Below are 22,840 nucleotides of genomic sequence, written 5' to 3'. Positions count from 1 at the left end.
GGCCTGCACCGACCCGCCCCTCAACCACGTACGGCCGCCGCGCCGAGGCGCTGCGGCCAAAGTCATTCCGGTGAGCTGCCGCGCCCCGGCCCACGCGCCTCCCCCTGCGGGGCGGCCCGCCATCTGAAACAACGACAACCCGGGGCGACCGGCACCACCGCACCGGACCCTACGGCATTCTCCAGGTCCGGCACGCGGCCCGTCGAATTGCCCACACTCCGAACGCGGCCGGATAGCACCACGTCAAAAAGGTGACAAACCGACCGGATCGGGCAGGTCACCGACCACCGCCGCCGACCAGGACGCCACACTACCGGCCCGGCGCCGTCACCTCTCGAATCAGTGTCCGGATGCGACCTGGATCACCGCCGGCCCCCGACGTCATCCTCACCCGGCACACCGGCCGGGCCCCGGGCCTTCACACGATCTGCTCACCCCAGAGCAACAGCGCGCCCGCTCCGCCCGCCCCCAGTACCACCCCTCCGCCGTCCGCGGCGAGCAGCGGGGCCGACTGCAGCAGGGCGCCGTCCGCCCGGTAGCCGGCCTCGGTGATCGCCCGGCGGAACTCCTCGGCCTCGGCGAAGGTGCGGGCCACGGTGACGAACCGTTCGGGCTTGCGGGCCAGCACCGCACGGACGACCTGGAGCCCGCCCGCCTCGACCACGGCGACGTCCGGCTCCGGCAGTCCGCCGAGCACCTCGGGCCCCTGCCCGTGCACCGTCTCCACCTCGACACCGTAGCGGCGCGCGTTGACGGTGATCCGGGCACAGGCCGAACGGGAGGCCTCGACGGCGACGACGGCCGCGCCGAAGCGGGCCGCCTCCACCGCGAGGGCGCCGCTGCCCGCACCGACCGACCAGACCAGGTCCCCCGGACGAGCACCCAGACGGGCCAGCACCAGGGCGCGCGCGTGCGCGGGAAGCGCCTCCGACGCGCCGGGGTCGTCCGCCGCGCGCCCGGCGCCCGCGTAGGCGTCGCCGGGGAGCGCCCAGCCGCGGTCCGCGCCGGGGAAGCCGAGCGGGCGCCCGGCGAGCCAGCCGGCCGCCTCGTCCACCGGTGCGGCCGGGGCGCCGCTGCTGCCGCCGATCACCAGGACGACGTTGGGATCGCGCCACGCGTGGTCGGCGATCCGGTCGGAGGTGAGGACGGTGACGTCCTCGTCCGGCGTGCCGAGGCCCTCACAGACGACGAACGTCCGGTGCACCCCGCGCAGCATGAGGGCGAGTTCGCCCGGCCCCGCGCCGGGGGCGGTGAGCACCGCGACCTTGGGGTGGGCCCGGCAGATGTTGGCCGCACGGCGCAGCCGGCCGCCGTGGGCGCTGACCACCTGGGCGTCCTCCCACGGCATGCCGGCCCGGGCGAAGGCGGCGGCGACGGAGGAGACGGCGGGCAGGACCTCCAGTTCGAGGCCGTACTCGGGGCGGCGCAGGGTGCGGACGACGCCGAAGAAGCCCGGGTCGCCCTCGGCGACCACGACCGCGGCGCCGCGGTGTTCGGCGATCCGGCGGGCGGCCTGCCGGATGTTGCCGAGCACGATCCGCTCGGCGGCGGGCGGCACCGGGAGTGCGCCCAGTTGATAGGGGGCGCCGGCCACCAGGGTCGCCGCGGCGAGGGCCGCGCCGGCGGCCTCGGTCAGCGGCGTGCCGTCCCACCCGATGACCGTGATCCGGTCAGCCATCTGCGGCCGTTCTCCCTCGACTCGGTGCGCGCCTCAGTGCGCGCCTCGGTGCGCCGACAAACCGCGCCGCAGTACGGCGCCGGACAGAGGCTACCGGGTGTGATCCCGCTCCGCGCGGACGTGTCGCACACGTGTGCGCGAAGCCCGGGGCGGCCGGGTGGGGAGAGTCAGTCGCGCAGGACGTAGCGGTGGTCGCCGTACCGGCCGGAGTGCTCGGGCGCGGGGGCCTCCATGTCCTCGGGCAGGAGGCTCCACAGGATGACGTCACTGCGGCTCTCTTCCACCACCTCGCCGGACTCCCCCCGGACTATCCAGGCGCTGCGCAGGACGCCCTCGCTGATCCCGCCGATCTTCTGGGCGACCTGTTGGGCGGCGGTGTTCCCGGCGGCGGTGCGCATCTCCAGGCGCAGGAAGCCGCGGTCCTCGAAGAGCCACTGGGCGACGCCGAGGACGGCCTCCGGGGCGTAGCCCTCGCCGCGCGCCCAGGCGGCGGTGACGTAGGCGATCTCGGTGCTGCGCAGCCGCCAGTCGGTGGCGCGCAGCTCGACCAGGCCGACCAGGCGCTGGGTGAGGTGCTCGGTGACGGCGAAGACGATGCCGCGCCCGGCGGCCCGGTGGGAGGGGGCGAGGGTGCGGGCGAGGTCGGCCGCGTACTGCTCGGTGAAGGGGTGCGGCAGGTCCGTCCAGGCGAGGACGAGGTCGTCGGCCATCATCGTGGCGAGACCGGGCGCGTCGTCCTCCGAAAGCGGCCGCAGCAACAGCCGTTCGGTGCTGATGGCGGTCTCGGGGAAGCTCGCTGCCATGCCGTCTCTCCTCGCCGGGTCGTGAACACAACACCGTACGCCTCCGGCGCGCCCCGGGTACCACGCGGTGCGCCGCCCGCACGACGGTACGTCAGAACGCCCCCGGCCCGGGCGCCCCTCGTGCATACTGCCCGACCGGGCCCCCGCCGGAGTGCGGCGGGGGCCCGGTCGGGCGTCACGGGGTGCGGAGTTGTCCGACGGTCAGAAGGCCGGGACGACCGAGCCCTTGAAGGTGTCGTCGATGTACTTCTTCACCTCGGGCGAGTGCAGCAGCTCGGCGAGCTTCTTGACCCGCGGGTCGTTCTCCTTGCCCTTCTTGACGGCGAGGATGTTGGCGTACGGGTTGCCCTCGGCCTTCTCCAGCACGAGCGCGTCGGTGGCCGGCTTCAGGCCGGAGTCGAGCGCGTAGTTGCCGTTGATGACGGCGGCGTCGAGGTCGGCGACGGAGCGGGGCAGCTGGGCGGCCTCCAGCTCCTTCCACTTGAGGTTCTTCGGGTTGCCGGTGACGTCGGCCGGGGTGGCCGCGGTGGTGACGCCGTCCTTCAGCGTGATGAGCTTGTTGTCGGCGAGCAGCTTGAGGGCGCGGCCCTCGTTGGTGGCGTCGTTCGGCAGGCCGACGGTGGCGCCGTCCGGCAGGTCGGCGATCGACTTGACCTTCTTGGAGTAGACGCCCAGCGGCTCCAGGTGCACCGGCTCGACCGAGACGATGTCGGTGCCGTGCTTCTTGTTGAAGTCCTCCAGGTACGGGACGTGCTGGAAGTAGTTGGCGTCGGCCGAGCCGTCCTGCACCGCGGTGTTGGGGGTCACGTAGTCGGTGACCTCCTTGATGTCGAGCTTCAGGCCCGCCTTGTCCGCGAGGTTGTCCTTGACGAACTTGAGGATCTGGCCGTGCGGGGTGGGGCTGGCGACGACGGTCAGCGGCGCGTTCGGGTCCGAGGACGACGAACCGGAGCTGCCGCAGGCGGCGAGCGAGAGGGCGATGCCCGCGGTGGCGAGGACGCTGGTGAACTTCAGGGCGTTGCGCACGAAAAGTGCCTTTCTGCGTGATGCGGGGAGCCGCGGCCGGAGTCGGGCGCGGGAGGTCTAGGGGGCGACGAGGTCCTCGTCGCGGGGCACCGGGGCGCCGCGCAGCAGGCGGGTCCGGCCACCGCCGGAGCGGCCGCGGTTGGCGAGGCGGCGGACGGCGAGGTCGCCGATCAGCTGGACGGCGGTGACGATGATCACCAGCTCGGCGACGATGACCCACATGAAGGCCGTCTCGAAGCGCTGGTAGCCGTAGTTGACGGCCAGGGTGCCGAGGCCGCCGCCGCCGACCGTGCCGGCCATCGCCGAGTAGCCGATCAGCGTGATGATCGTGGTGGTCACCGCGGCGGCCAGGCCCGGCAGCGCCTCCGGCAGCAGGGTCTTGCGCACGATCGTCCAGGTGCTGCCGCCCATCGACTGGACGGCCTCGACCAGGCCGCGGTCGACCTCGCGGACGGAGGTCTCGACCAGGCGGGCGAAGAACGGGATGGCGCCGATGGTGAGCGGCACGGTCGCCGCCTGCCAGCCGATGGAGGTGCCCACCAGCCAGCGGGTGAACGAGATCAGGGCGATCATCAGGATGATGAACGGCACCGAACGGGCGATGTTCACGACGAAGGCGACGGCCTTGTTGACGGTCCGGTTGGCCAGCAGGCCGCCCTTGTCGGTCAGCACCAGCAGGACGCCAAGCGGCAGGCCGAGCAGCACCGTGAACAGCGCGGACAGGCCCACCATCTGGAAGGTCTCCTGCGTGGCCGGCCACATCAGGGCCTGCATCTGGTCCCAGGTCATGCCACCGCTCCGTCCGCCGCGCCCAGTACGTCCACCTGCAGGCCCTGCTCGCGCAGGTAGCCGATCGGCACCACGTTGTCCTGGTGGCCGCCGGACAGCTCGACCCGCATGCGGCCGACCATCCGGCCGGCGATGGTCTCCACCGCGGCGCCCAGGATGTTGATGTCGATCTGGTAGGTGCGGGCGAGCTGGGAGACGAACGGCTGGGCCGGGGCATCGCCCTGGAAGGTGATCTCCAGCACGGTCGAACCGGGGTGCCCGGTGCCGAACTCGCTGAGCGGGAACAGCTCGCGGGACAGCTCCGAACCCGGCTCGGCGAGCAGGTCGGTCAGCTCGCCCGCCTCGACCACCCGGCCGCCGCGCATCAGGGCGGCGGAGTCGCAGACGGACTTGATGACGTCCATCTCGTGGGTGATCAGCAGGACGGTCAGGCCGAGCTGCTGGTTGAGGTCGCGCAGCAGCTTGAGGATCGAGCGGGTGGTCTCCGGGTCGAGCGCCGAGGTGGCCTCGTCGGAGAGCAGCACCTTCGGGTCGCCGGCCAGGGCGCGGGCGATGCCGACCCGCTGCTTCTGGCCGCCGGAGAGCTGGTTGGGGTAGCTGCGGGCCTTGTCGCCGAGGCCGACCAGGTCGAGCAGCTCGGCGGCCTTGCGGCGGCGCTCGGTGCGGTCGAGGCCGATGATCTCCAGGGGGAGCTCGACGTTCTGCTGCACCGTCCGCGAGGCGAGCAGGTTGAAGTGCTGGAAGACCATGCCGATCCGGCGCCGCGCCTCGCGCAGTTCCTTGCCGGCCCGGTTCTCGCCGCCGGACAGCGCGGTCAGCTCGACCCCGTCCACGGTGACGGTGCCGGAGGTCGGGCGCTCCAGCATGTTCACGCAGCGGATGAGGGTGGACTTGCCGGCGCCGCTGGTGCCGACGACTCCGTAGACCTCGCCCGGGCGAACGTGCAGGTCGACACCGGCGAGGGCGGTCACCTCGCGGCCTCGGGAGCGGTAGACCTTCGTGAGGTCCGTGGTGGTGATCACAGCAGCTTCCGTGGGTCGGGGGCGGGCGGCGCGTCGACCGCCCGACCGGGTTGCGGTCGGCGGCGTCCACGGCGCTTCGCCAGGGGGATCCGGACCTGCCATCCCTTGCTCGTGGCCGCCAGGCGGCCGGGCCGCGCGACGGCGTGGTCCTCACGAGTCATCGGCAGCCGCGGGTGGACGGGCATGCGGACGCAGGGGGGTGCGGCAGGTTGGGCGCGCTCACACGGACGGGAGCGGAGCCGGGGTCTCGCTTCGGGGCGCGAGGAGTGGGGACGGTGGCCCTCAGCAGTGACACATTCGACGGCACATGGCACGCTCACCTGCCGGCATGGTGCCGGTGGGGGTCCAGTTCGTCGTCGCAGTCATGTGAGCCAGTAAATCAGATGGGCTGTTCGAGGCCCAATTATTTGGATGCGCTGTCCGCAATGCGGACATGAATCGCTTTGACCTGCGGAAACGCGCATCGGCGCCGCCTCAGGACCGGCCACGTCGTGGCCGTCCGGATCGTGGCGGCGCCGAATCCGCGGGCGGCGGGAAGGCTCAGGCGGTCGCGGCGAACGGCGTCGCGGCGGGCTTCTCCAGGTGCACGAAGCTCAGGCTGCTGCTGACGTGCTCGACGCCCGTCTGCAGGTAGCCCTGACGGGCGTAGAGGCGGAGGTTCCCGAGGCTGCGGTGGCCGGTGAACAGGCGGTAGGCGGTCACGCGGCCCCCGTCCTCGGCCAGGCGGCGCTCCAGGGCCTCCAGGAGGCGGCCGCCCAGGCCGTGCCGCTGCATCCGGGGGTGGACGACCAGACGCCCTATCCGGCCGATGCCGTCGGCGTCGACCCGGCCGCGGACGGTGCCGACGACCTCGTCGCCGAGGCGGGCGACCAGGAAGTGCTGCTCGGAAAGTTCGGCGCGCAGGCTCTCCAGAGTCTGCGTGAGGGGCTCGATCGCCCAGTCGCCGTACAGCTCGGCCTCGGCCTGGTAGCCGAGGTACTGGAGCTTGAGGATCTGCTCCGCGTCCTCGGCGTCCGCCGCCGAGATGATCACGCTCATGCCCATGTGCTGGGGCCTCCCCATCGTCGTGCCCGGCGCGCAGAGGGTGGCGCGCTCACGCTCAGTATCCGAGTGATCGCGACACCGTCAAGAGCTGGGTTCGCCAGCGCTCTACCCGGGCGTCAGCTCCTCTCAACCTTTTGGCGGCCGGACGTGGCGAGGGTCACGCGAGTGGAGGGAGGGGCGGCCGGGGGCCGAACGGGGGCCGTCACGGGTAGCGCTCGGTGTGGAGGAGGGCGCGCAGACAGGCGAGGCAGCGGGAGCGGGTGGGGCCGATGGAGCCGCGGGGCATGCCGAGGCGTTCGGAGAGTTCGCGGTACGTCGGCGGCGGGTCCTCGACGAGGGCGGCGACCAGCTGGGGGCAGCGACCGGGCAGGGCGGCCACCGCGTCGCGGACCACGCGGAGGCGGCGCTCGGCGAGGAACTGGTCCTCGGCGGAGGGGACGGTCGGAAGGGTGGGACACACACCGTGCTTGACCTGCAAGGGCGGCGGCCGGTTACGCCCCGCCGGTCGCACGTACGGGACGGGGGCGCGGCGATCCGTCCGCCGCGCCCCTCCCCCACTGCACCAGGAGTCAGCCCTGGACCCACTCCTGCTGGGCCGCCAGGTCCGCCTTGACCTCGGCGAGCTGCACGGCCACCGCGGACGGCGCCGTGCCGCCGCGCCCGCTGCGGGACGCGATCGCGCCGTGGACGCTGAGGACCGACCGGACCTCGGGCGTCAGGTGCGCGGAGATCGACGCGAACTGCTCGTCCGTCAGGTCCGACAGCTCGATGCCCTGCGCCTCGCACACCTTGACGCAGGCGCCGGCCACCTCGTGCGCGACCCGGAACGGCACGCCCTGCTTGACCAGCCACTCGGCGATGTCGGTGGCGAGCGAGAAGCCGGCCGGGGCCAGCTCCTCCAGCCGCTCCCGGTGCACGGTGAGGGTGGCCATCATCCCGGTGAACGCGGGCAGCAGCACCTCCAGCGTGTCGCAGGAGTCGAAGACCGGCTCCTTGTCCTCCTGGAGGTCCCGGTTGTAGGCGAGCGGCAGCGCCTTGAGGGTGGCCAGCAGGCCGGTCAGGTTGCCGATCAGGCGGCCGGACTTGCCGCGGGCGAGCTCGGCGATGTCCGGGTTCTTCTTCTGCGGCATGATCGAGGAACCGGTGGAGAAGGCGTCGTGCAGCGTGATGAAGCCGAACTCCTTGGTGTTCCAGATGATCACCTCCTCCGCGATGCGGGAGAGGTTGATGCCGATCATCGCGGTCACGAACGCGAACTCGGCGACGAAGTCGCGCGAGGCCGTGCCGTCGATGGAGTTGCCGACCGAGCCGCCCTCGAACCCGAGGTCGGCGGCGACGGCCTGCGGATCGAGGCCGAGCGAGGAGCCGGCCAGCGCCCCGGAGCCGTACGGCGAGACGGCGGTGCGGGCGTCCCACTGGCGCAGCCGCTCGGCGTCCCGGCCGAGGGCCTGCACGTGCGCGAGGACGTGGTGGGCGAAGAGGACGGGCTGGGCGTGCTGGAGGTGGGTGCGGCCCGGCATCGCGGTGTCGGGGTGCGCCTCGGCCAGCCCGACCAGGGCGTGCTGGAGGTCCAGGAGCAGTCCGCCGATGGTCTTCGCGTGGTCCCGCAGGTACATCCGGAACAGCGTGGCGATCTGGTCGTTGCGGGAGCGGCCGGCCCGCAGCTTGCCGCCGAGTTCGGCGCCGAGCCGCTCCAGCAGGCCGCGCTCCAGGGCGGTGTGGACGTCCTCGTCGGCGACGGTGCCGGTGAAGGTGCCGGCCTGGACGTCGGCGAGCAGCTGGTCGAGACCGGCCAGCATGCCGGCGAGCTCCTCGGCGCTGAGCAGGCCGGCCTTGTGCAGGACCCGGGCGTGGGCCTTGGAACCGGCGATGTCGTAGGGCGCGAGGCGCCAGTCGAAGTGGACCGAGGCGGAGAGCTTGGCCAGGGCCTCGGACGGGCCGTCGGCGAAGCGCGCGCCCCAGAGGCGGACGTCGGCGTTCTGGTCGGCGGTCATCGCGTGGGCTCCTTACGGGGTACGGGTGTTGGGGGACTCTAGCGGGGCCGGTCAGGCGAGGTCGCGGCGGGCGGCGAGCTTCGAGGACATCCCGAAGATCTCGATGAAGCCCTTGGACATCGACTGGTCGAAGGTGTCGCCGGTGTCGTACGTGGCGAGGTTGAAGTCGTACAGCGACTGGTCGGACTTGCGGCCGTTGACGACGGCCCGGCCGCCGTGCAGCACCATCCGGATGTCGCCGCAGACGTACCGGTTGGCCTCGTCGACGAAGCCGTCCAGCGCGCGCTTGAGCGGGGAGAACCAGAGGCCGTCGTAGACGAGTTCGGCCCAGCGCTGCTCCACCTGCCGCTTGTAGCGGGCGAGTTCGCGCTCGACGGTGACGTTCTCCAGGGCCTGGTGGGCGGTGATCAGGGCGATCGCCCCGGGGGCCTCGTAGATCTCCCGGGACTTGATGCCGACCAGCCGGTCCTCGACCATGTCCAGCCGGCCGACGCCCTGGGCACCAGCCCGCCGGTTGAGCTCCTCGACGGCCTCCAGGACGGTGACCTTGCGACCGTCGATCGCGACCGGCACGCCGGCCTCGAAGGTGATGACGACCTCGTCGGCCCCGCGCGGGGCGGCCGGGTCCCGGGTGTACTCGTAGACGTCCTCGACCGGGGCGTTCCAGATGTCCTCCAGGAAGCCGGTCTCGACGGCCCGCCCGAAGACGTTCTGGTCGATCGAGTACGGCGACTTCTTGGTGGTGGCGATCGGCAGGCCCTTGGCCTCGGCGAAAGCGATGGCCTTGTCCCGGGTCATCGCGTAGTCGCGGACCGGGGCGATGCACTTGAGGCCGGGGGCCAGGGAGTTGATGCCGACCTCGAAGCGGACCTGGTCGTTGCCCTTGCCGGTGCAGCCGTGGGCGACGGTGGTGGCGCCGTGCTTCTTCGCGGCGGCGGCCAGGTGCTTGACGATGACCGGCCGGGAGAGCGCGGAGACCAGCGGGTACTGGCCCTGGTAGAGCGCGTTGGCCTTGATGGCCGGCAGGCAGTACTCGTCGGCGAACTCGTCCCGGGCGTCCGCGACCTCGGCCTCGACGGCGCCGCAGTCCAGCGCGCGCTGACGGATGACATCGAGGTCCTCGCCGCCCTGGCCGACGTCGACGGCGACGGCGACGACCTCCGCGCCCGTCTCCTCGGCGATCCAGCCGATGCAGACGGACGTGTCCAGTCCGCCCGAGTAGGCGAGTATGACGCGCTCGGTCACGGCTTTCTCCTCTCAACTCCACGTTCGGGGCCGTACAGGTTTGCGACGATGGGCATAAGTATGCACTACGCCGTATGAAACACAAAACCCCGGCCGGTGGAGTGCTCCACCGGCCGGGGTCCGAGGGTCCTGCGCTGGTCCTGCGCTGGTCGTGCGGGGTCGGACGCGTTACTGCGCCTTCGCCTGGGCGAGTTGCATGAGGTGGTCGGCGAGCGCCTGCCCGCCGGACGGGTCCCGGCTGATCAGCAGGACGGTGTCGTCGCCCGCGATGGTGCCGATGATCTCGAACACCTCGGCCTGGTCGATCGCCGAGGCGAGGAACTGCGCGGCGCCCGGCGGGGTGCGCAGCACGACCAGGTTGCCGGAGGCGGTGGCGGAGACCATGAGCTCGCCGGCCAGCCGGGCCATCCGGCCCTCGCTGGCCGACTCCCCCATCGGGGCGCGCGGCGTGCGGTCGCCGCCCTCGGCCGGGACGGCGTAGATGAGCGCGCCGTCCCGGTTGCGGATCTTGACCGCGCCCAGCTCGTCCAGGTCCCGGGAGAGGGTGGCCTGGGTCACCACGAGTCCGTCGTCGGCGAGCAGCTTGGCGAGCTGGCTCTGCGAGCGCACGGGCTGGCGGGTGAGCAGGTCCACGATCCGGCGGTGGCGCGCGGTGCGGGTCTGCGGCACCTGCGGCGTCGGGCCGGCGGCGGACGGGCCGGGATTGGAAGCGGTCATGTGATTATTCTCCCGGACTACCGTCGGCTCGCATCGCCCGGGGCGCCCTCGCGCACCGACCGGAGGATCCCGGGCAGCGCCGCGAGGAAGGCGTCCGCCTCCCCCTCGGTCAGCACGAGCGGCGGAACGAGCCGGACGGCGTCCGGGACGGCGGCGTTGACCAGGAACCCGGCCTCCTGCGCGACGGCCTGGACCCGCGCGGAGACGGGCTCGGTGAGCACGATGCCGAGCAGCAGACCGGCGCCGCGCACGTGCGAGACCAGCGGGTCGTCGAGCGCCTCGACGCCCTGGCGCAGCCGGTCACCGATCTTGCGGACGTGCTCCAGCAGGCCCTCGGACTCGATCGTGTCGAGCACCGCGAGCCCGGCCGCCGCGGCCACCGGGTTGCCGCCGAACGTGGTGCCGTGCTGGCCCGGCGTGAGCAGCTCGGCGGCCGGCCCGAAGGCGAGCACCGCGCCCATCGGCAGACCGCCGCCGAGCGCCTTGGCGAGGGTGACGACGTCCGGCTCGACGCCCTCGACGGCCTGGTGGGCGAACCAGTGCCCGGTGCGGCCGACGCCGGTCTGGATCTCGTCCAGGACGAGCAGGGTGCCGGTGGCCCGGGTGATCTCGCGCGCGGCGAGCAGGTAGCCCTCGGGCAGCGGGATCGCACCGTTCTCGCCCTGGACGGGCTCCAGGAAGACGGCGGCGGTCTCGGTGGTGACGGCCGCGCGCAGCGCCTCGACGTCACCGAACGGGACGTGGGTGACGTCGCCGGGCAGCGGGCGGAACGGTTCCTGCTTGGCGGGCTGGCCGGTGAGTGCGAGCGCGCCCATCGTCCGGCCGTGGAAGCTGCCCTCCAGGGCGACCAGGTGGGTGCGGCCGGTCCGGCGGCTGATCTTGAACGCGGCCTCGTTGGCCTCGGCGCCGGAGTTGCAGAAGAACACCCGGCCGCCCTCGCGGCCGTCCAGCTTCAGCAGCCGCTCGGCGAGGGCGATGGTCGGCTCGGCCATGAAGAGGTTGGAGACGTGGCCGAGGGTGGCGATCTGCCGGCTCACGGCCTCGACGACGGCCGGGTGGGCGGTGCCGAGGGCGTTGACGGCGATGCCGCCGAGCAGGTCGGTGTACTCCTTGCCGTCCGCGTCCCACAGCTTGGCGCCCTCGCCGCGGACCAGCGGGATGCGCGGGGTGCCGTAGTTGTCGGTGAAGGCGTGCTGCCACCGCTCGGTGAGCTGCTCGTTGTGCGTCATGCCAGTCCCCCGGTCACGGTCGGTTCGTCGTCCGGCACGACCATCGTGCCGATGCCCTCGTCGGTGAAGATCTCCAGCAGGAGGCTGTGCGGCACCCGGCCGTCCAGCACCCTGGCGGTGCCCACGCCGGAGCGGACGGCGCGCAGGCAGCCCTCCATCTTGGGGAGCATGCCGCTGGCCAGGCCGGGCAGCAGCGCCTCCAGTTCGTCCGCACCGAGCTGGCTGATCACGTCGTCGGAGTCGGGCCAGTTCTTGTACAGGCCCTCGACGTCGGTGAGGACGACCAGCATCTCGGCGCCGAGCGCGACCGCGAGGGCGGACGCGGCGGTGTCGGCGTTGATGTTGTAGACGTGGCCGTCGGTGCCGCGCGCGATCGAGGAGATGACCGGGATGCGGCCGTCGGCGATGAGCGCCTTCACCGCGCCGGCCTCGATGTTGACGATGTCGCCGACCAGGCCGATGTCGACCTGCTCGCCGTCCACCACCGCGTAGCGCTTGACGGCCGTCATGGTGTGCGCGTCCTCGCCGGTCATGCCGACGGCGAACGGGCCGTGCTCGTTGAGCAGGCCGACCAGTTCGCGCTGCACCTGCCCGGCGAGCACCATCCGGACCACGTCCATGGTCTCGGGGGTGGTGACGCGCAGGCCGTTGGTGAAGCTGGACTCCAGGCCGAGCTTCTCCAGCTGGGCGCTGATCTGCGGGCCGCCGCCGTGCACGACGACGGGGTGCAGACCGGCGTAGCGGAGGAAGACGACGTCCTGGGCGAAGGCCGCCTTGAGGCTGTCGTCGACCATCGCGTTGCCGCCGAACTTGATCACGACGGTCTTGCCGTGGAAGCGCTCCAGCCACGGCAGCGCCTCGATCAGCGTCATGGCCTTCGGCAACGCGGTGTTGTTGCGGGCCTGTTCGCCCTTGGGTGCGATCTGCACGGGTTCCCCTCGTCGGAACGGATGGCGCGGGACGGATGCCGCGGCTCGGGGTGCGCGGACCAGGATGTCGTGGGCGAGGTGACGCCGTCAGGTCGAGTAGGCGCTGTTCTCGTGAACGTAGTCGGCCGTCAGGTCGTTGGTCCACAGCGAGGCGCTCGCCGTACCGGCGTTGAGGTTCGCGGTGATGACGACGTCCCGGCCGCTCATGTCCACGAGGTCGCGGTCCTCGCCGACGCCGCCGTCCTTGCAGACCCAGACGCCGTTGATGGCGACGTCCAGCGCGTCGGGGTCGAAGGCGGCGCTGGTGGTGCCGATCGCTGCCAGCACCCGGCCCCAGTTGGGGTCCTCGCCGTGGATGGCGCACTTGAGCAGGTTGTTGCGGCCGATCGTGCGGGCGACGTCGACGGCCTCGTCCTCGGTGGCGGCGCCGGTGACGTCGATCCGGATGTCCTTGCTCGCGCCCTCGGCGTCCGCGATCAGCTGACGGGCGAGGTCGGCGCTGACCGTGCGGACGGCCTCGGCGAACTCGGCCGCGTCCGGGGTGACGCCGGAGGCACCGGAGGCGAGCAGCAGCACGGTGTCGTTGGTCGACATGCAGCCGTCGGAGTCGATCCGGTCGAAGGTGGTGCGGGTGGCGCCGCGCAGGGCCGCGTCGAGGGCGGCGGCGTCGGCGACGGCGTCGGTGGTCAGCACGACCAACATGGTGGCGAGGCTCGGGGCGAGCATGCCCGCGCCCTTGGCCATGCCGCCGACCGTCCAGCCGGCCGGGCTGGTGACCTGGGCGGTCTTGTGGACGGTGTCGGTGGTCTTGATGGCGATCGCGGCGGCCTCGCCGCCGGTCGCGCTGAGTTCCTGGGCGGCCAGGGCGACACCGGGCAGCAGGATGTCCATCGGCAGGCGGACGCCGATCAGACCGGTGGAGGCGACGGCGACCTCGGCCGCGTTGACCTTCAGCTCCTCGGCCGCCTTCTCGGCGGTGGCGTGGGTGTCCTGGAAGCCGAGCGGGCCGGTGCAGGCGTTGGCGCCACCGGAGTTGAGGACGACGGCGGAGACCAGGCCGCCCTTGAGGACCTGCTCGGACCACAGGACGGGCGCGGCCTTGACGCGGTTCGCGGTGAACACGCCGGCGGCGGCGAACGAGGGGCCGTCGTTGACGACGAGGGCGAGGTCCGGGGTGCCGGAGGCCTTGATGCCGGCGGTGACCCCGGCGGCGCGGAAGCCCTTGGCGGCGGTCACCCCGACGTTCACGGGACTGGTCACGGTGCGACTCCGTTCAGGGGAAGGCCCATGTCCTCGGGCAGGCCGAGGGCGATGTTCATGCTCTGCACCGCGCCGCCGGCGGTGCCCTTGACGAGGTTGTCGATCGCGCTGATCGCGATGATCCGCCCGGCGGCCGGGTCCAGGGCGACCTGGACGAGGGCGGTGTTGGCGCCGTACACGCTGCTGGTCTGCGGCCACTGGCCCTCGGGCAGCAGGTGGACGAAGGGCTCGGTCCCGTACGCCTCGGCGTAGGCGGCGCGCAGGGCCTCGCCCGTCACGCCGGGCCGGGCCTTGGCGGAGCAGGTCGCGAGGATGCCGCGCGGCATCGGGACGAGCATGGGCGTGAAGGAGACGGTGACCGGCTCGCCCGCGAGCGGGGTGAGGTTCTGCGCCATCTCGGGGGTGTGCCGGTGCACGCCGCCGACGCCGTACGGGCTCACGTTGCCCATGACCTCGCTGCCGAGCAGGTGCGTCTTGGCCGCCTTGCCCGCGCCGGAGGTCCCGGAGGCGGCGACCACGACGGCCTCGGGCTCGGCGAGCCCGGCGGCGTACGCCGGGAACAGCGCGAGGGAGACGGCCGTCGGGTAGCAGCCGGGCACGGCGATCCGGTTGCTGCCCTTCAACGCGGCCCGGTGGCCGGGTAGTTCGGGCAGGCCGTAGGGCCAGGTGCCGGCGTGCGCGGAACCGTAGAACTGCTCCCAGTCGGCGGCGGCCTTGAGCCGGAAGTCGGCGCCGCAGTCGACGACCAGCACGTTCGGGCCGAGCGCCTCGGCGACCGCCGCGGACTGGCCGTGCGGCAGCGCGAGGAACACCACGTCGTGGTCGGCCAGCACCTCGGGGGTGGTGGGCTCCAGGACGCGGTCGGCGAGCGGGATCAGGTGCGGCTGCAGCGCACCCAGCCTCGTGCCGGCGTTGGAGCCGCCGGTCAGGGCCCCGATCTCCATCTCGGGGTGGCCGAGCAGCAGGCGCAGCACCTCGCCGCCCGCGTATCCGCTCGCGCCGGCGACGGCGACTCGCAATGCCATGGCGTTCCTCCTTGGTCGTGGCATGAATATACGCAGCACGGAACATTCATGCAAGGAGTATGTACGGAGACCGCCCGCCGGGGCCGGCGGGCGGTCGGCCGGGCTCAGCGCTTGACGGCTCGCAGCACCACGAACTTCGGGTTGCCTGCCACGAGTTGGCAGTTTCCGAACAGGCGGCGCAGCTTGACGTGGTAGCCGAGGTGGCGGTTGCCGACCACCCAGAGCTCGCCGCCCGGGCGCAGGGCGCGGCGGGCGCCGGTGAACATCCGCCACGCGGTGGCGTCGGTGGTCGCCTGGTGCGAGTGAAACGGGGGGTTGTTCAGGACGAGGTCCACCGAGCCGGGGGCGATCACCCCGGGCGCGAGCGCGTCCGCCGTCAGGAACTCGGCCCCGGCCTCCGGCCCGAGGTTCGCGCGGAACGTCTCCTCGGCGGAGGCGACGGCCTGGTGGGACTCGTCGACGAACAGCAGTTCGGCTCCCGGGCCCGCCAGTGCGGCGGCGGTGCCGACCACGCCGTTGCCGCAGCCCAGGTCGACCACCCGCTCGCCGGGGGCCGGGGCCGGCAGGTGGCCGAGGAAGAAGCGGGTGCCGATGTCGAGGCGCTCGGCGCAGAAGGTGCCGGCGTGGTTGACGACCGTGCGCCCGGAGACCGGGCCGATGTCGGCGGGCAGGGCGTAGCGGTGCGGCCACGGGCTGGGGCCGGGGTCGAGCGCCGGGTCGGGGGTGCAGAAGATCAGCCGGGCCTTGCGGACGGCCAGCGAGGTGCGGGTGGGGCCGAGGACCTTCTCGAAGAGTTCGAGGGTGGAGGTGTGGACCTCGGTGACCATGCCCGTGCCGATCACCACCGTGCCGGGGTGGACGGCGGGCGCGAGCCGGTGCAGCTGGTCCTCCAGCAGGGCGAGGCTCTTGGGGACGCGCACCAGCAGGACGTCGATCCGCTCCGGCGGGGTGTCCCGGGTGGTGAGCAGCCGGTCCGGGTCGGCGGGGGCGCCGGCGCGGGCGAGGTTGGCGCGGGTGGCCTCGCGGCCGAGGTGGGAGTCGCCGATCTGCACGGGCCGGTGCGCGGCCAGCGCGGTGGCCAGGGCACCCCAGCGGTCTCCGAGGACGACGACGCGGCGGCCGGCCAGCTCGGTGGCGGCGCCGCCGGCGCTGTCGGTCTCGCCGGCGAGGTGGCGCAGCAGGTACTCGTCGGCGGCGTCCCAGGCGCGCAGCCGCTCGCGCGGGTCCTCGGGGTACCTGGTGAGGTCGAAGGTGCCGAACGGGGTGGTGAACGGCGCTGGGGCGGCGGGCGTGCTCTGGGGATTCATCGTCTTCTCAGGCTAGCCGACGAGCCGACGGGGAACGGATTCGGACGGATACTGGAAGAGCCCCGACCGAGAGGGGTGAGGGCGATGGACTGGAAGCTCGAAGTGGTCGTGCTCCCGGTGGCGGACGTGGACCGCGCGAAGGCGTTCTACGAGGAGCAGGCCGGCTTCACCGTCGATCACGACACCCGGCTGCGCGACGGAGTCCGGGTGGTGCAGCTGACGCCACCGGGCTCCCGGTGCTCGATCGTCGTCGGCAAGGGCGTGATCGAGGCGCCGCCCGGGTCCGTCAAGGGCCTGCAGCTGGTGGTGGCGGACATCGAGAAGGCGCACGCCGAACTGGCGGCGCGCGGTGTGGAGGTCAGCCCGGTGCAGCACTTCGAGGCCGGGGTGCGGGTGAACGGGCACGGCGAGGCCTGGAACTCGTTCGTGTTCTTCAACGATCCGGACGGGAACGGCTGGGCCGTCCAGGAGGCTCCGGCGGCCGCTCGGGCTGCGTAGGGCCGCGGTCGGACAGGTCCACCCGTCCGACCACGGCCCTAGACTTCCGGAATGGCTGAAGACGAGGGAAGCGTCCGCGTGGACAGCTGGATCTGGTCGGTCCGGCTCGTGAAGACGCGCGCGCTGGCGGCGGCCGCCTGCCGGGCGGGACACGTCCGTGTGAACGGCGAGCGGGCCAAGCCGGCCCAGCCGCTGCGGGTGGGCGACGAGGTGCGGGTCCGCGAGGAGGGGTACGAGCGGGTCGTCGTGGTGCGCAAGCCGATCCGCAAGCGGGTCGGGGCGTCCGTGGCGGCCGAGTGCCTCACCGACCAGAGCCCGCCCCGCCCGCCGCGCGAGCTCGTCGCCCCGTTCTTCGAGCGCGACCGCGGCGCAGGCCGCCCCACCAAGCGCGAACGCCGCGACCTCGACCAGCTGCGCGGGCGCTGAGCTAGCGCGCGGCCTGCACGGCGAGCCGGCCCGGGGCGTCGTCGCCGATCCGGGTGAGCAGGTCGTCGAGGTCGAGGAACACCTCCCACGGCTCGCGGCCGGTGGCGGTCGCGAGCCGCACGACCACGCGGTCCTCCAGGTCGCGGACCCGGCTGTTCTTCCACACCTTGTCGGCCAGGCTGACCAGCAGTTCCTCGACGGTGACGCCCGGCCCGCCCCAGCTCGCGTGAGTACGGGCGAAGCGGGCGAACCGCTCGGGGACGCCGCGCCCGCGCAGCAGGGCGTGGCCGGCGGGCTCGTGGGCCGAGCCGGGGCCGGAGAGCTCCTCGGGGTGGACGGTCTTGCCGATGTCGTGGGTGGCGGCGCCGTACAGCAGTGCCTCGCGGTCGACGTCCAGGCCGGCGGCGGCGCAGAAGTCGGCGATCGTCACGGCGACCTCGTGGACGAGCGCGAGGTGCGCGCGCAGCCGGGGCGGGGCGTCGAGGGCGTCCAGGAGGTCGGCGGCGGCCGGGGGCAGGGGCGGCAGTCCTGTGGTCACGCCGCAGGCTAACCCGTGCGGGTGAGGCGCTGTCAGTGGTGCCGTCTAGTGTGCGGAGCAGTGCGGGACGGTCCCGGCGCCGGGAGGGGGGTGCCGGGGCCTGCCCGCGATCTGACCTGCGACCTGCGGAGGTGCTGGGGGAAACGGCTATTTCTTGAACGCGACGCCCGCGTAAGCGGACACGTCCTGCCAGCCTTCGGGGAGGTCGGCGGTGGAGACGTGGCCGGCGGTGGGGCGCCAGAGCGGGAGCTGGACGAGGCCGGGCCCGGCGAACTCGAAGTCGCCGAAGAAGGGTTCGACGCCCGCACGCGGGCGCAGCACCAGCGGGGCGCTCGCGCCCTTGTAGATGCGCGCGCCCTCGTCCGCACTCTGCCGCGAGGCGAAGTCAGGGCTGCCGTGGGAGAGGATCAGCGCGCTGCCGGGGGCGAGCGCGTCGCGCAGGGTGGCGACGATCTTCTGCGCGCCGTCCTCGTCGCGGACGAAGTGCAGGACGGCGACCAGCATCAGCGCGACCGGCTCGGCCAGGTCGACGGCGGCCCGCAGGGCCGGGTGGCCGAGGATCGCCTCGGGGTCGCGCAGGTCGGCCTCGATGACCGAGGTGTGCCCGGCGGGGCGGCCGGCCAGCAGCGCGCGGGCGTGGGTGGCGACGATCGGGTCGTTGTCGACGTACACGACGTGCGCGTCCGGGGCGACCTTCCGCGCGACCTCGCTGGTCGAGCCCGCGGCGGGGATGCCGGTGCCGATGTCGACGAACTGCCGGATGCCCCGGCCGGCCGCGAACTCGACCGCGCGGCCGAGGAATTCCCGGTTGGTGCGGGCCAGCAGCGGCAGCGCCGGGTAGGCGGCGATGGCGGCCTCGGCGGCCTTGCGGTCCGCCTCGAAGTTGTCCTTGCCGCCCAGGTAGTAGTCGTACATCCGGGCGGTGTGGGGTATCCCGGTGTCGAGTTCGGTCGGCGGCTGCCAGTCCTCCGCCCCGACCCAGTCCCAGTCCGAACCACCGGTCGCCGTGTCCACCGTGTCCTCGTGCATGTCGTTCCGCCCCCATTGCTCACTGCGCTTCCCGCGGCAGGAACGCCCCGCCGCGCTGGTGCCCCGCCCCCGTAGCACGCGGTGCGACCGGATCGTATCCGACGACACGCCGTGGAAACACGGCGAGTTCAGGTTTACGCAGCCCCCGCCGGGCGGTGTGCGTGCACGTCAAGCGTGGTGTCAACGCGCGTGGTCCCGGATCGCCGCCCCGGCGCGTCGTCTCTATGCTGGCTGCCGATGACTGCCGATCGCCGCGCCGTACTGCGCACCGCCGCCAAGCTCGCCGCCCTCACCGCCGCCGGCGGGTTCCTCACCGGGTGCGGGAGCGGCGCGCCCCGCCGCGCCGACCCGGGCTCGCTCGCCGTGCACCCGGGCAACGTCGACCCGCAGCACACCACGGACCCCGCGTGGAACGGCGGCGAGGGCCCGGCCTCCCCCGATCCGGGCGCGCCGCAGCCCACCACCACCGCTGCCCCCGACGCCACCACCGCGCCGCCCGCCCCGCCCGTGCTGCCGCCGCTCGCCCCCGGCACCCCGCTGGAGGTCGCGTACGGGCCGCGCACCGGCAAGAACGTGGCGCTGACGTTCCACGGCAGCGGCGACCCGAAGCTCGCCACCGCCCTGCTGGAGGTCGCCGAGCAGCGCGGCGCCAAGCTGACCGTCATGGCCGTCGGCAGCTGGCTCGACCAGCAGCCGCAGATGGCCCGGCGGATCCTCGACGCCGGCCACGAACTGGGCAACCACACCCAGAACCACCTCAACATCTCCGCGATGGGTCCGGACCAGGCCCGCGCCGAGATCGCCCAGTGCGCGGAGCGCCTGCAGCGCCTCACCGGCTCGATCGGCCGCTGGTTCCGCCCGTCCGCCGCGCAGTACGCGACCCCGATGGTGCGCGAGCAGGCCAAGGCCGTCGGCTACGAGCACGTGCTCTCGTTCGACGTGGACCCGCGCGACTACGCCGACCCGTCCGCCGCCGAGCTGCAGCGACGGGTCCTCAACTCGGTACGCGGCGGCTCGGTGGTCGCGCTGCACATGGGCCACCAGTGCACGGTGGACGCCCTGCCGGGCATCCTCGACGGCCTCGCCAAGTCCGGCCTCAGCCCGGTGACCGCCAGTCAGCTCTGCGCCTGACCTGGCCGCCCCGGCGCACCACCGGCGTGCCATGCTTCCCGCATGCGCTACATCATCATCGGGGCGGGCGCGGTCGGCGGCACGATCGGTGCCCGGCTGCACGAGAGCGGGCGCGACGTCGTGCTGGTCGCGCGGGGAGCGCACTTCGCGGCGCTGCGCGAGCACGGGCTGACGTTCGGCGCGCCGGACGGCACCCGGACGCTGCCGGTCCCGGCGGTGTCCGGGCCGGAGGAGCTGGAGCTGCGCCCGGACGACGTCCTGGTGCTCGCCGTGAAGACGCAGGACACCGCCGGCGCGCTGGCCGCGTGGGCGCCGCGCCCGGTCGCGGGCGGCGGCACGGCGGGCGAGCGGTTGCCGGTGGTGTGCGCGCAGAACGGCGTGGAGAACGAGCGGCTCGCGCTGCGCCGCTTCCGCGAGGTGCTGGCGGTGTGCGTCTGGATGCCGTCCACCCACCTGGAACCGGGGCGGGTCAGCGCCGGCGGCACGCCCGTCAGCGGGGTGCTGCGGATCGGCGCCTACCCGGCGGGCGACGACGGTCGGGCCGCCCGGATCGCCGCGGACCTGGAGCGAGCGGGCTTCAGCGCCCCGGTCGAGGCCGACGTGATGGGCTGGAAGTACACCAAGCTGCTCGGCAACCTCGGCAACGCGCTGAACGCCGTCGCCGGCCCGTACGAGGGCGAGCTGCGCCGCGGACTGTACCGGCGCCTGATGGCCGAGGGCGCGGCCGTGCTGGCCGCCGCCGGGATCGCGCACCACGACCCGGAGGAGATGGTCCGGCTGGTCGACGCGACGCTGCGGATCGAGCCGGTCGAGGGCGCCCCGCGCGGCGGCAGCTCGACCTGGCAGAGCCTGGCGCGCGGAGCGGGCTCGATCGAGACGGACTACCTGAACGGCGAGATCGTGCTGCTCGGGCGGCTGCACGGGGTGCCGACGCCGGCCAACGAGGCGTTCCAGCGGCTGGCCGAGGAGTTCGCCCGCACCGGCCGGGCGCCGGGCAGCCTGACCGACGAGGAACTCGCCACGATCTGAGTCCCGCCCCCGGGCGGGCCGCCGAAGGCCTCAGGCCATCGGGTCGTCGTCCTTGTAAGGGCGCAGCCGCAGCGTCCTCGCGTCCGTCCCGCGGATCTCCTGCGCGCGGCGGACGAGCTCCTCCAGGTCGTCGCGCCCGGCGTGGATGAAGCGCCCGTGCAGTGCGTCGAAGCGGCCCCGCGCCGCGTCGACGGTGACCGCGACCATGTACGGGATCGAGCCCCAGGCCTTCATGTCCCGGAACATCGGCATCCCGGCCGTCATGTCGGTGGCCACCGCGCCGGGGCTGATGTCGAGCACGACGACGCCGTGCTCGGCGAGCGAGTCCGCCATGTTGTCGGAGAGCTTGAACAGCGCGCCCTTGGACGTCGCGTACGCGGTGTAGTGGCCGTCCGGGCGCAGCGCGAAGCCGGAGTTGAGGTTGACGACGCGGCCGCGGCGGCGCTCGACCATGCCGGGCAGGACGCAGCGCAGGAGGTTGTAGGGGCCGCGCAGGTTGGTCTCGACGACCTGCCACCACTGGTTGGGGTCGGTCTCCCAGATCGGGACCTCGGTGCGGTCCACCTGCCCGGCGTTGTTGACCAGCAGAGCGACCGGGCCGAGGTCGCGCTCGACGAGCCGGACGGCCTCGCGCACCGAGCCGGGGCGGGTGACGTCGGCCGTCACGGCGACGCCGCGCGAGCCGTGCCGGACGCACTCCTTGAGCGTGTCGGTGAGCGTCCCGTGGGTGCGGCCGACCAGGCCGACGGACATGCCCTCGGCGGCCAGCCCGATGGCGATCTCGCGGCCGATCCCGCGGCCGGCTCCGGTGACCAGGGCGACCTGCCCCGTGAGCGATCCCGTCGGCACTGCACGCTCCCTCGTCCGTCCCCGGCCCCCGTCTGCGGCATTCTGTCGGGCGCCGGGCGGCCGCGGGTCCGGGCGCACGGGCGGGCGAGGCGCCGTCACCCGTTCGGGTGTGTGGTGCCGGGCGCGACACCGGGCCGGGGAGGGGGTGACCTACTCGCCGGTAGGGAGTAGTAACGTCGTCGGGACGGTGCACCGGTGCACCCATTCCGGCACACCGGCCCGTAGTCCAGCAGCACCGCTGGGCCGACCAGCGCCACGCTGGGCCACCTGTCGCTGGGCGACCCCCAGCACCACCGAAGGGCAACTAGTGAGTGACATCGCGCGCGTCGGAGTGATCGGCTGCGGCCTGATGGGGTCGGGCATCGCGGAGGTCTTCGCCCGGGCCGGGCTGGACGTCCTGGTGTCGGAGGCCAGCGGGGAGGCCCTGGAGTTCGGCCGCACCCGGCTGACCAACTCCCTGGAGACGGCGGTCAAGCGCGGCAAGCTGTCCCCCGAGCAGCGGGACGAGGCCCTGGCCCGGCTGTCCTTCACCACCGACCTGTCCGACTTCGCCGACCGCGACCTGGTCGTCGAGGCGGTCGCCGAGCGCGAGGACATCAAGGTCCAGATCTTCCAGACCCTGGACCAGGTGATCGAGCGCCGCGACGCGATCCTCGCCTCCAACACCTCGTCGATCCCGATCGTCAAGCTGGCCGCCGCCACCTCGCGGCCCGAGCAGGTCATCGGTCTGCACTTCTTCAACCCGGCGCCGGTGCAGAAGCTGGTCGAGGTCATCCCCACCCTGACCACCTCGGGCGCCACCACCGAGCGGGCCGAGGCCTTCGCCACCGAGGTGCTCGGCAAGGAGCCGATCCGCGCCCGCGACCGGGCCGGCTTCGTCGTCAACGCCCTGCTGGTGCCGTACCTGCTGTCCGCGGTGCGGATGTTCGAGTCGGGCGTGGCCACCGCCTCCGACATCGACAAGGGCATGGAGGCCGGCTGCGCCCACCCGATGGGCCCGCTGCGGCTGTGCGACCTGATCGGCCTGGACACCATCGTGTCGATCGCCGAGTCGATGTACGACGAGTACAAGGAGCCGCTGTACGCCGCTCCCCCGCTGCTGTCCCGGATGGTCGACGCCGGTCTGCTGGGCCGCAAGTCCGGCCGCGGCTTCTACGACTACACCGCGAGCGTCTGAGCCGTCCTGGCCGCACGAAAGCGGCGGCACGCCCGCGCAGGAGCCCCCGCATGAGCAGAACTCCCCCGACCTCCCGTCGGCGCCCGTCCCGCGCC

The 22,840-nt window shown here is 73.2% G+C and carries 23 protein-coding genes; 5 read left to right on the top strand and 18 right to left on the bottom strand.

Annotation, left to right across the window (positions count from 1 at the left end):
* Nucleotides 1–418 precede the first annotated feature (418 nt).
* From cbiE to AB0C76_RS36985, 15 genes are all read right to left on the bottom strand, one after another.
* Nucleotides 419–1,678 carry a precorrin-6y C5,15-methyltransferase (decarboxylating) subunit CbiE gene (gene cbiE, locus AB0C76_RS37055; RefSeq protein WP_359974192.1) on the bottom strand — a complete coding sequence of 420 codons (1,260 nt, stop codon included), beginning with the start codon at nucleotides 1,676–1,678 and terminating at the stop codon, nucleotides 419–421.
* Nucleotides 1,679–1,845: 167 nt separating this feature from the next.
* Nucleotides 1,846–2,481, bottom strand: a complete 636-nt coding sequence (locus tag AB0C76_RS37050) for a GNAT family N-acetyltransferase (protein WP_359974190.1) — start codon at nucleotides 2,479–2,481, stop codon at nucleotides 1,846–1,848.
* A 201-nt stretch (nucleotides 2,482–2,682) separates the two neighbouring features.
* A complete protein-coding gene (locus AB0C76_RS37045) occupies nucleotides 2,683–3,507 on the bottom strand; it encodes a MetQ/NlpA family ABC transporter substrate-binding protein (protein ID WP_359974188.1) in 825 nt (274 codons plus the stop codon).
* A gap of 57 nt (nucleotides 3,508–3,564) precedes the next feature.
* Complete coding sequence (locus AB0C76_RS37040; protein WP_359974186.1) at nucleotides 3,565–4,296, bottom strand: methionine ABC transporter permease; 732 nt, start codon at nucleotides 4,294–4,296, stop codon at nucleotides 3,565–3,567.
* A complete protein-coding gene (locus AB0C76_RS37035) occupies nucleotides 4,293–5,318 on the bottom strand; it encodes an ATP-binding cassette domain-containing protein (protein ID WP_359974184.1) in 1,026 nt (341 codons plus the stop codon). The genes AB0C76_RS37040 and AB0C76_RS37035 overlap by 4 nt, the downstream gene beginning before the upstream one ends.
* 540 nt (nucleotides 5,319–5,858) lie before the next feature.
* Complete coding sequence (locus AB0C76_RS37030) at nucleotides 5,859–6,362, bottom strand: GNAT family N-acetyltransferase (RefSeq protein WP_359974182.1); 504 nt, start codon at nucleotides 6,360–6,362, stop codon at nucleotides 5,859–5,861.
* Nucleotides 6,363–6,564: 202 nt separating this feature from the next.
* Entirely contained in the window at nucleotides 6,565–6,822 is a 258-nt protein-coding gene (locus AB0C76_RS37025) for a hypothetical protein (protein WP_359974180.1), read from the bottom strand.
* Between the two features lie 109 nt (nucleotides 6,823–6,931).
* Nucleotides 6,932–8,356 carry an argininosuccinate lyase gene (gene argH, locus AB0C76_RS37020; protein ID WP_359974178.1) on the bottom strand — a complete coding sequence of 475 codons (1,425 nt, stop codon included), beginning with the start codon at nucleotides 8,354–8,356 and terminating at the stop codon, nucleotides 6,932–6,934.
* 51 nt (nucleotides 8,357–8,407) lie between these two features.
* Complete coding sequence (locus tag AB0C76_RS37015; RefSeq protein WP_359974177.1) at nucleotides 8,408–9,601, bottom strand: argininosuccinate synthase; 1,194 nt, start codon at nucleotides 9,599–9,601, stop codon at nucleotides 8,408–8,410.
* 168 nt (nucleotides 9,602–9,769) lie between these two features.
* Complete coding sequence (locus AB0C76_RS37010) at nucleotides 9,770–10,318, bottom strand: arginine repressor (protein ID WP_329928713.1); 549 nt, start codon at nucleotides 10,316–10,318, stop codon at nucleotides 9,770–9,772.
* A 17-nt stretch (nucleotides 10,319–10,335) separates the two neighbouring features.
* Nucleotides 10,336–11,547, bottom strand: coding sequence for an acetylornithine transaminase (locus AB0C76_RS37005; RefSeq protein ID WP_359974175.1), 1,212 nt, complete (start codon nucleotides 11,545–11,547; stop codon nucleotides 10,336–10,338).
* Entirely contained in the window at nucleotides 11,544–12,419 is an 876-nt protein-coding gene (gene argB / locus AB0C76_RS37000; protein WP_359974204.1) for an acetylglutamate kinase, read from the bottom strand. The genes AB0C76_RS37005 and argB overlap by 4 nt, the downstream gene beginning before the upstream one ends.
* A 144-nt stretch (nucleotides 12,420–12,563) precedes the next feature.
* On the bottom strand, nucleotides 12,564–13,736 hold the full coding sequence (gene argJ, locus AB0C76_RS36995) for a bifunctional glutamate N-acetyltransferase/amino-acid acetyltransferase ArgJ (RefSeq protein ID WP_359974173.1): 1,173 nt from the start codon (nucleotides 13,734–13,736) through the stop codon (nucleotides 12,564–12,566).
* A complete protein-coding gene (argC, locus tag AB0C76_RS36990; protein WP_359974171.1) occupies nucleotides 13,733–14,761 on the bottom strand; it encodes an N-acetyl-gamma-glutamyl-phosphate reductase in 1,029 nt (342 codons plus the stop codon). The genes argJ and argC overlap by 4 nt, the downstream gene beginning before the upstream one ends.
* Before the next feature lie 104 nt (nucleotides 14,762–14,865).
* Nucleotides 14,866–16,068, bottom strand: coding sequence for a methyltransferase (locus AB0C76_RS36985; protein ID WP_359974170.1), 1,203 nt, complete (start codon nucleotides 16,066–16,068; stop codon nucleotides 14,866–14,868).
* An 84-nt stretch (nucleotides 16,069–16,152) separates the two neighbouring features.
* Here AB0C76_RS36985 and AB0C76_RS36980 point away from each other — a divergent pair, with 84 nt between their 5' ends.
* Both AB0C76_RS36980 and AB0C76_RS36975 read left to right on the top strand, forming a co-directional pair.
* Complete coding sequence (locus tag AB0C76_RS36980; protein WP_359974168.1) at nucleotides 16,153–16,566, top strand: VOC family protein; 414 nt, start codon at nucleotides 16,153–16,155, stop codon at nucleotides 16,564–16,566.
* A 51-nt stretch (nucleotides 16,567–16,617) separates the two neighbouring features.
* Nucleotides 16,618–16,992 carry a S4 domain-containing protein gene (locus AB0C76_RS36975; RefSeq protein ID WP_359974166.1) on the top strand — a complete coding sequence of 125 codons (375 nt, stop codon included), beginning with the start codon at nucleotides 16,618–16,620 and terminating at the stop codon, nucleotides 16,990–16,992.
* Between the two features lies 1 nt (nucleotide 16,993).
* On the opposite strand, the gene AB0C76_RS36970 is transcribed toward AB0C76_RS36975, so the two are convergent.
* Entirely contained in the window at nucleotides 16,994–17,530 is a 537-nt protein-coding gene (locus tag AB0C76_RS36970; protein ID WP_359974164.1) for an HD domain-containing protein, read from the bottom strand.
* Nucleotides 17,531–17,677: 147 nt separating this feature from the next.
* Entirely contained in the window at nucleotides 17,678–18,559 is an 882-nt protein-coding gene (locus AB0C76_RS36965; protein ID WP_359974162.1) for an SAM-dependent methyltransferase, read from the bottom strand.
* Nucleotides 18,560–18,796: 237 nt separating this feature from the next.
* Between AB0C76_RS36965 and AB0C76_RS36960 the strand changes: the two genes are divergently transcribed.
* Both AB0C76_RS36960 and AB0C76_RS36955 read left to right on the top strand, forming a co-directional pair.
* Nucleotides 18,797–19,690, top strand: a complete 894-nt coding sequence (locus AB0C76_RS36960) for a polysaccharide deacetylase family protein (protein ID WP_359974160.1) — start codon at nucleotides 18,797–18,799, stop codon at nucleotides 19,688–19,690.
* Nucleotides 19,691–19,732: 42 nt separating this feature from the next.
* A complete protein-coding gene (locus AB0C76_RS36955; protein WP_359974158.1) occupies nucleotides 19,733–20,719 on the top strand; it encodes a 2-dehydropantoate 2-reductase in 987 nt (328 codons plus the stop codon).
* A 30-nt stretch (nucleotides 20,720–20,749) separates the two neighbouring features.
* Here the strand turns inward: AB0C76_RS36955 and AB0C76_RS36950 are convergent, their stop codons facing one another.
* Entirely contained in the window at nucleotides 20,750–21,568 is an 819-nt protein-coding gene (locus tag AB0C76_RS36950; RefSeq protein WP_359974156.1) for an SDR family oxidoreductase, read from the bottom strand.
* Between the two features lie 307 nt (nucleotides 21,569–21,875).
* Here AB0C76_RS36950 and AB0C76_RS36945 point away from each other — a divergent pair, with 307 nt between their 5' ends.
* The gene (locus AB0C76_RS36945) at nucleotides 21,876–22,745 is read left to right on the top strand and encodes a 3-hydroxybutyryl-CoA dehydrogenase (protein WP_359974154.1); all 870 of its coding nucleotides are present in this window, start codon (nucleotides 21,876–21,878) and stop codon (nucleotides 22,743–22,745) included.
* The last annotated feature ends 95 nt before the right edge of the window (nucleotides 22,746–22,840 follow it).

This window comes from Kitasatospora sp. NPDC048722 (assembly GCF_040650235.1).
Taxonomy (GTDB): Bacteria; Actinomycetota; Actinomycetes; order Streptomycetales; family Streptomycetaceae; genus Kitasatospora.
Note: the sequence above shows the minus strand (reverse complement) of the source record. Positions and strands in the feature narration are given on the sequence as shown.

Excerpts from the sequence above, each read along its gene's own strand:
- AB0C76_RS37040 (WP_359974186.1), bottom strand. The coding sequence starts at position 4,296 with ATGACCTGGGACCAGATGCAGGCCCTGATGTGGCCGGCCACGCAGGAG.
- AB0C76_RS37030 (WP_359974182.1), bottom strand. The coding sequence starts at position 6,362 with ATGGGCATGAGCGTGATCATCTCGGCGGCGGACGCCGAGGACGCGGAG.
- AB0C76_RS36955 (WP_359974158.1), top strand. The coding sequence starts at position 19,733 with ATGCGCTACATCATCATCGGGGCGGGCGCGGTCGGCGGCACGATCGGT.
- AB0C76_RS36980 (WP_359974168.1), top strand. The coding sequence starts at position 16,153 with ATGGACTGGAAGCTCGAAGTGGTCGTGCTCCCGGTGGCGGACGTGGAC.
- AB0C76_RS37050 (WP_359974190.1), bottom strand. The coding sequence starts at position 2,481 with ATGGCAGCGAGCTTCCCCGAGACCGCCATCAGCACCGAACGGCTGTTG.
- AB0C76_RS37005 (WP_359974175.1), bottom strand. The coding sequence starts at position 11,547 with ATGACGCACAACGAGCAGCTCACCGAGCGGTGGCAGCACGCCTTCACC.
- argB (WP_359974204.1), bottom strand. The coding sequence starts at position 12,419 with ATGACGCTGATCGAGGCGCTGCCGTGGCTGGAGCGCTTCCACGGCAAG.
- AB0C76_RS36975 (WP_359974166.1), top strand. The coding sequence starts at position 16,618 with ATGGCTGAAGACGAGGGAAGCGTCCGCGTGGACAGCTGGATCTGGTCG.
- AB0C76_RS37010 (WP_329928713.1), bottom strand. The coding sequence starts at position 10,318 with ATGACCGCTTCCAATCCCGGCCCGTCCGCCGCCGGCCCGACGCCGCAG.
- cbiE (WP_359974192.1), bottom strand. The coding sequence starts at position 1,678 with ATGGCTGACCGGATCACGGTCATCGGGTGGGACGGCACGCCGCTGACC.
- AB0C76_RS36960 (WP_359974160.1), top strand. The coding sequence starts at position 18,797 with ATGACTGCCGATCGCCGCGCCGTACTGCGCACCGCCGCCAAGCTCGCC.
- AB0C76_RS36965 (WP_359974162.1), bottom strand. The coding sequence starts at position 18,559 with ATGCACGAGGACACGGTGGACACGGCGACCGGTGGTTCGGACTGGGAC.
- AB0C76_RS36985 (WP_359974170.1), bottom strand. The coding sequence starts at position 16,068 with ATGAATCCCCAGAGCACGCCCGCCGCCCCAGCGCCGTTCACCACCCCG.
- argC (WP_359974171.1), bottom strand. The coding sequence starts at position 14,761 with ATGGCATTGCGAGTCGCCGTCGCCGGCGCGAGCGGATACGCGGGCGGC.
- argH (WP_359974178.1), bottom strand. The coding sequence starts at position 8,356 with ATGACCGCCGACCAGAACGCCGACGTCCGCCTCTGGGGCGCGCGCTTC.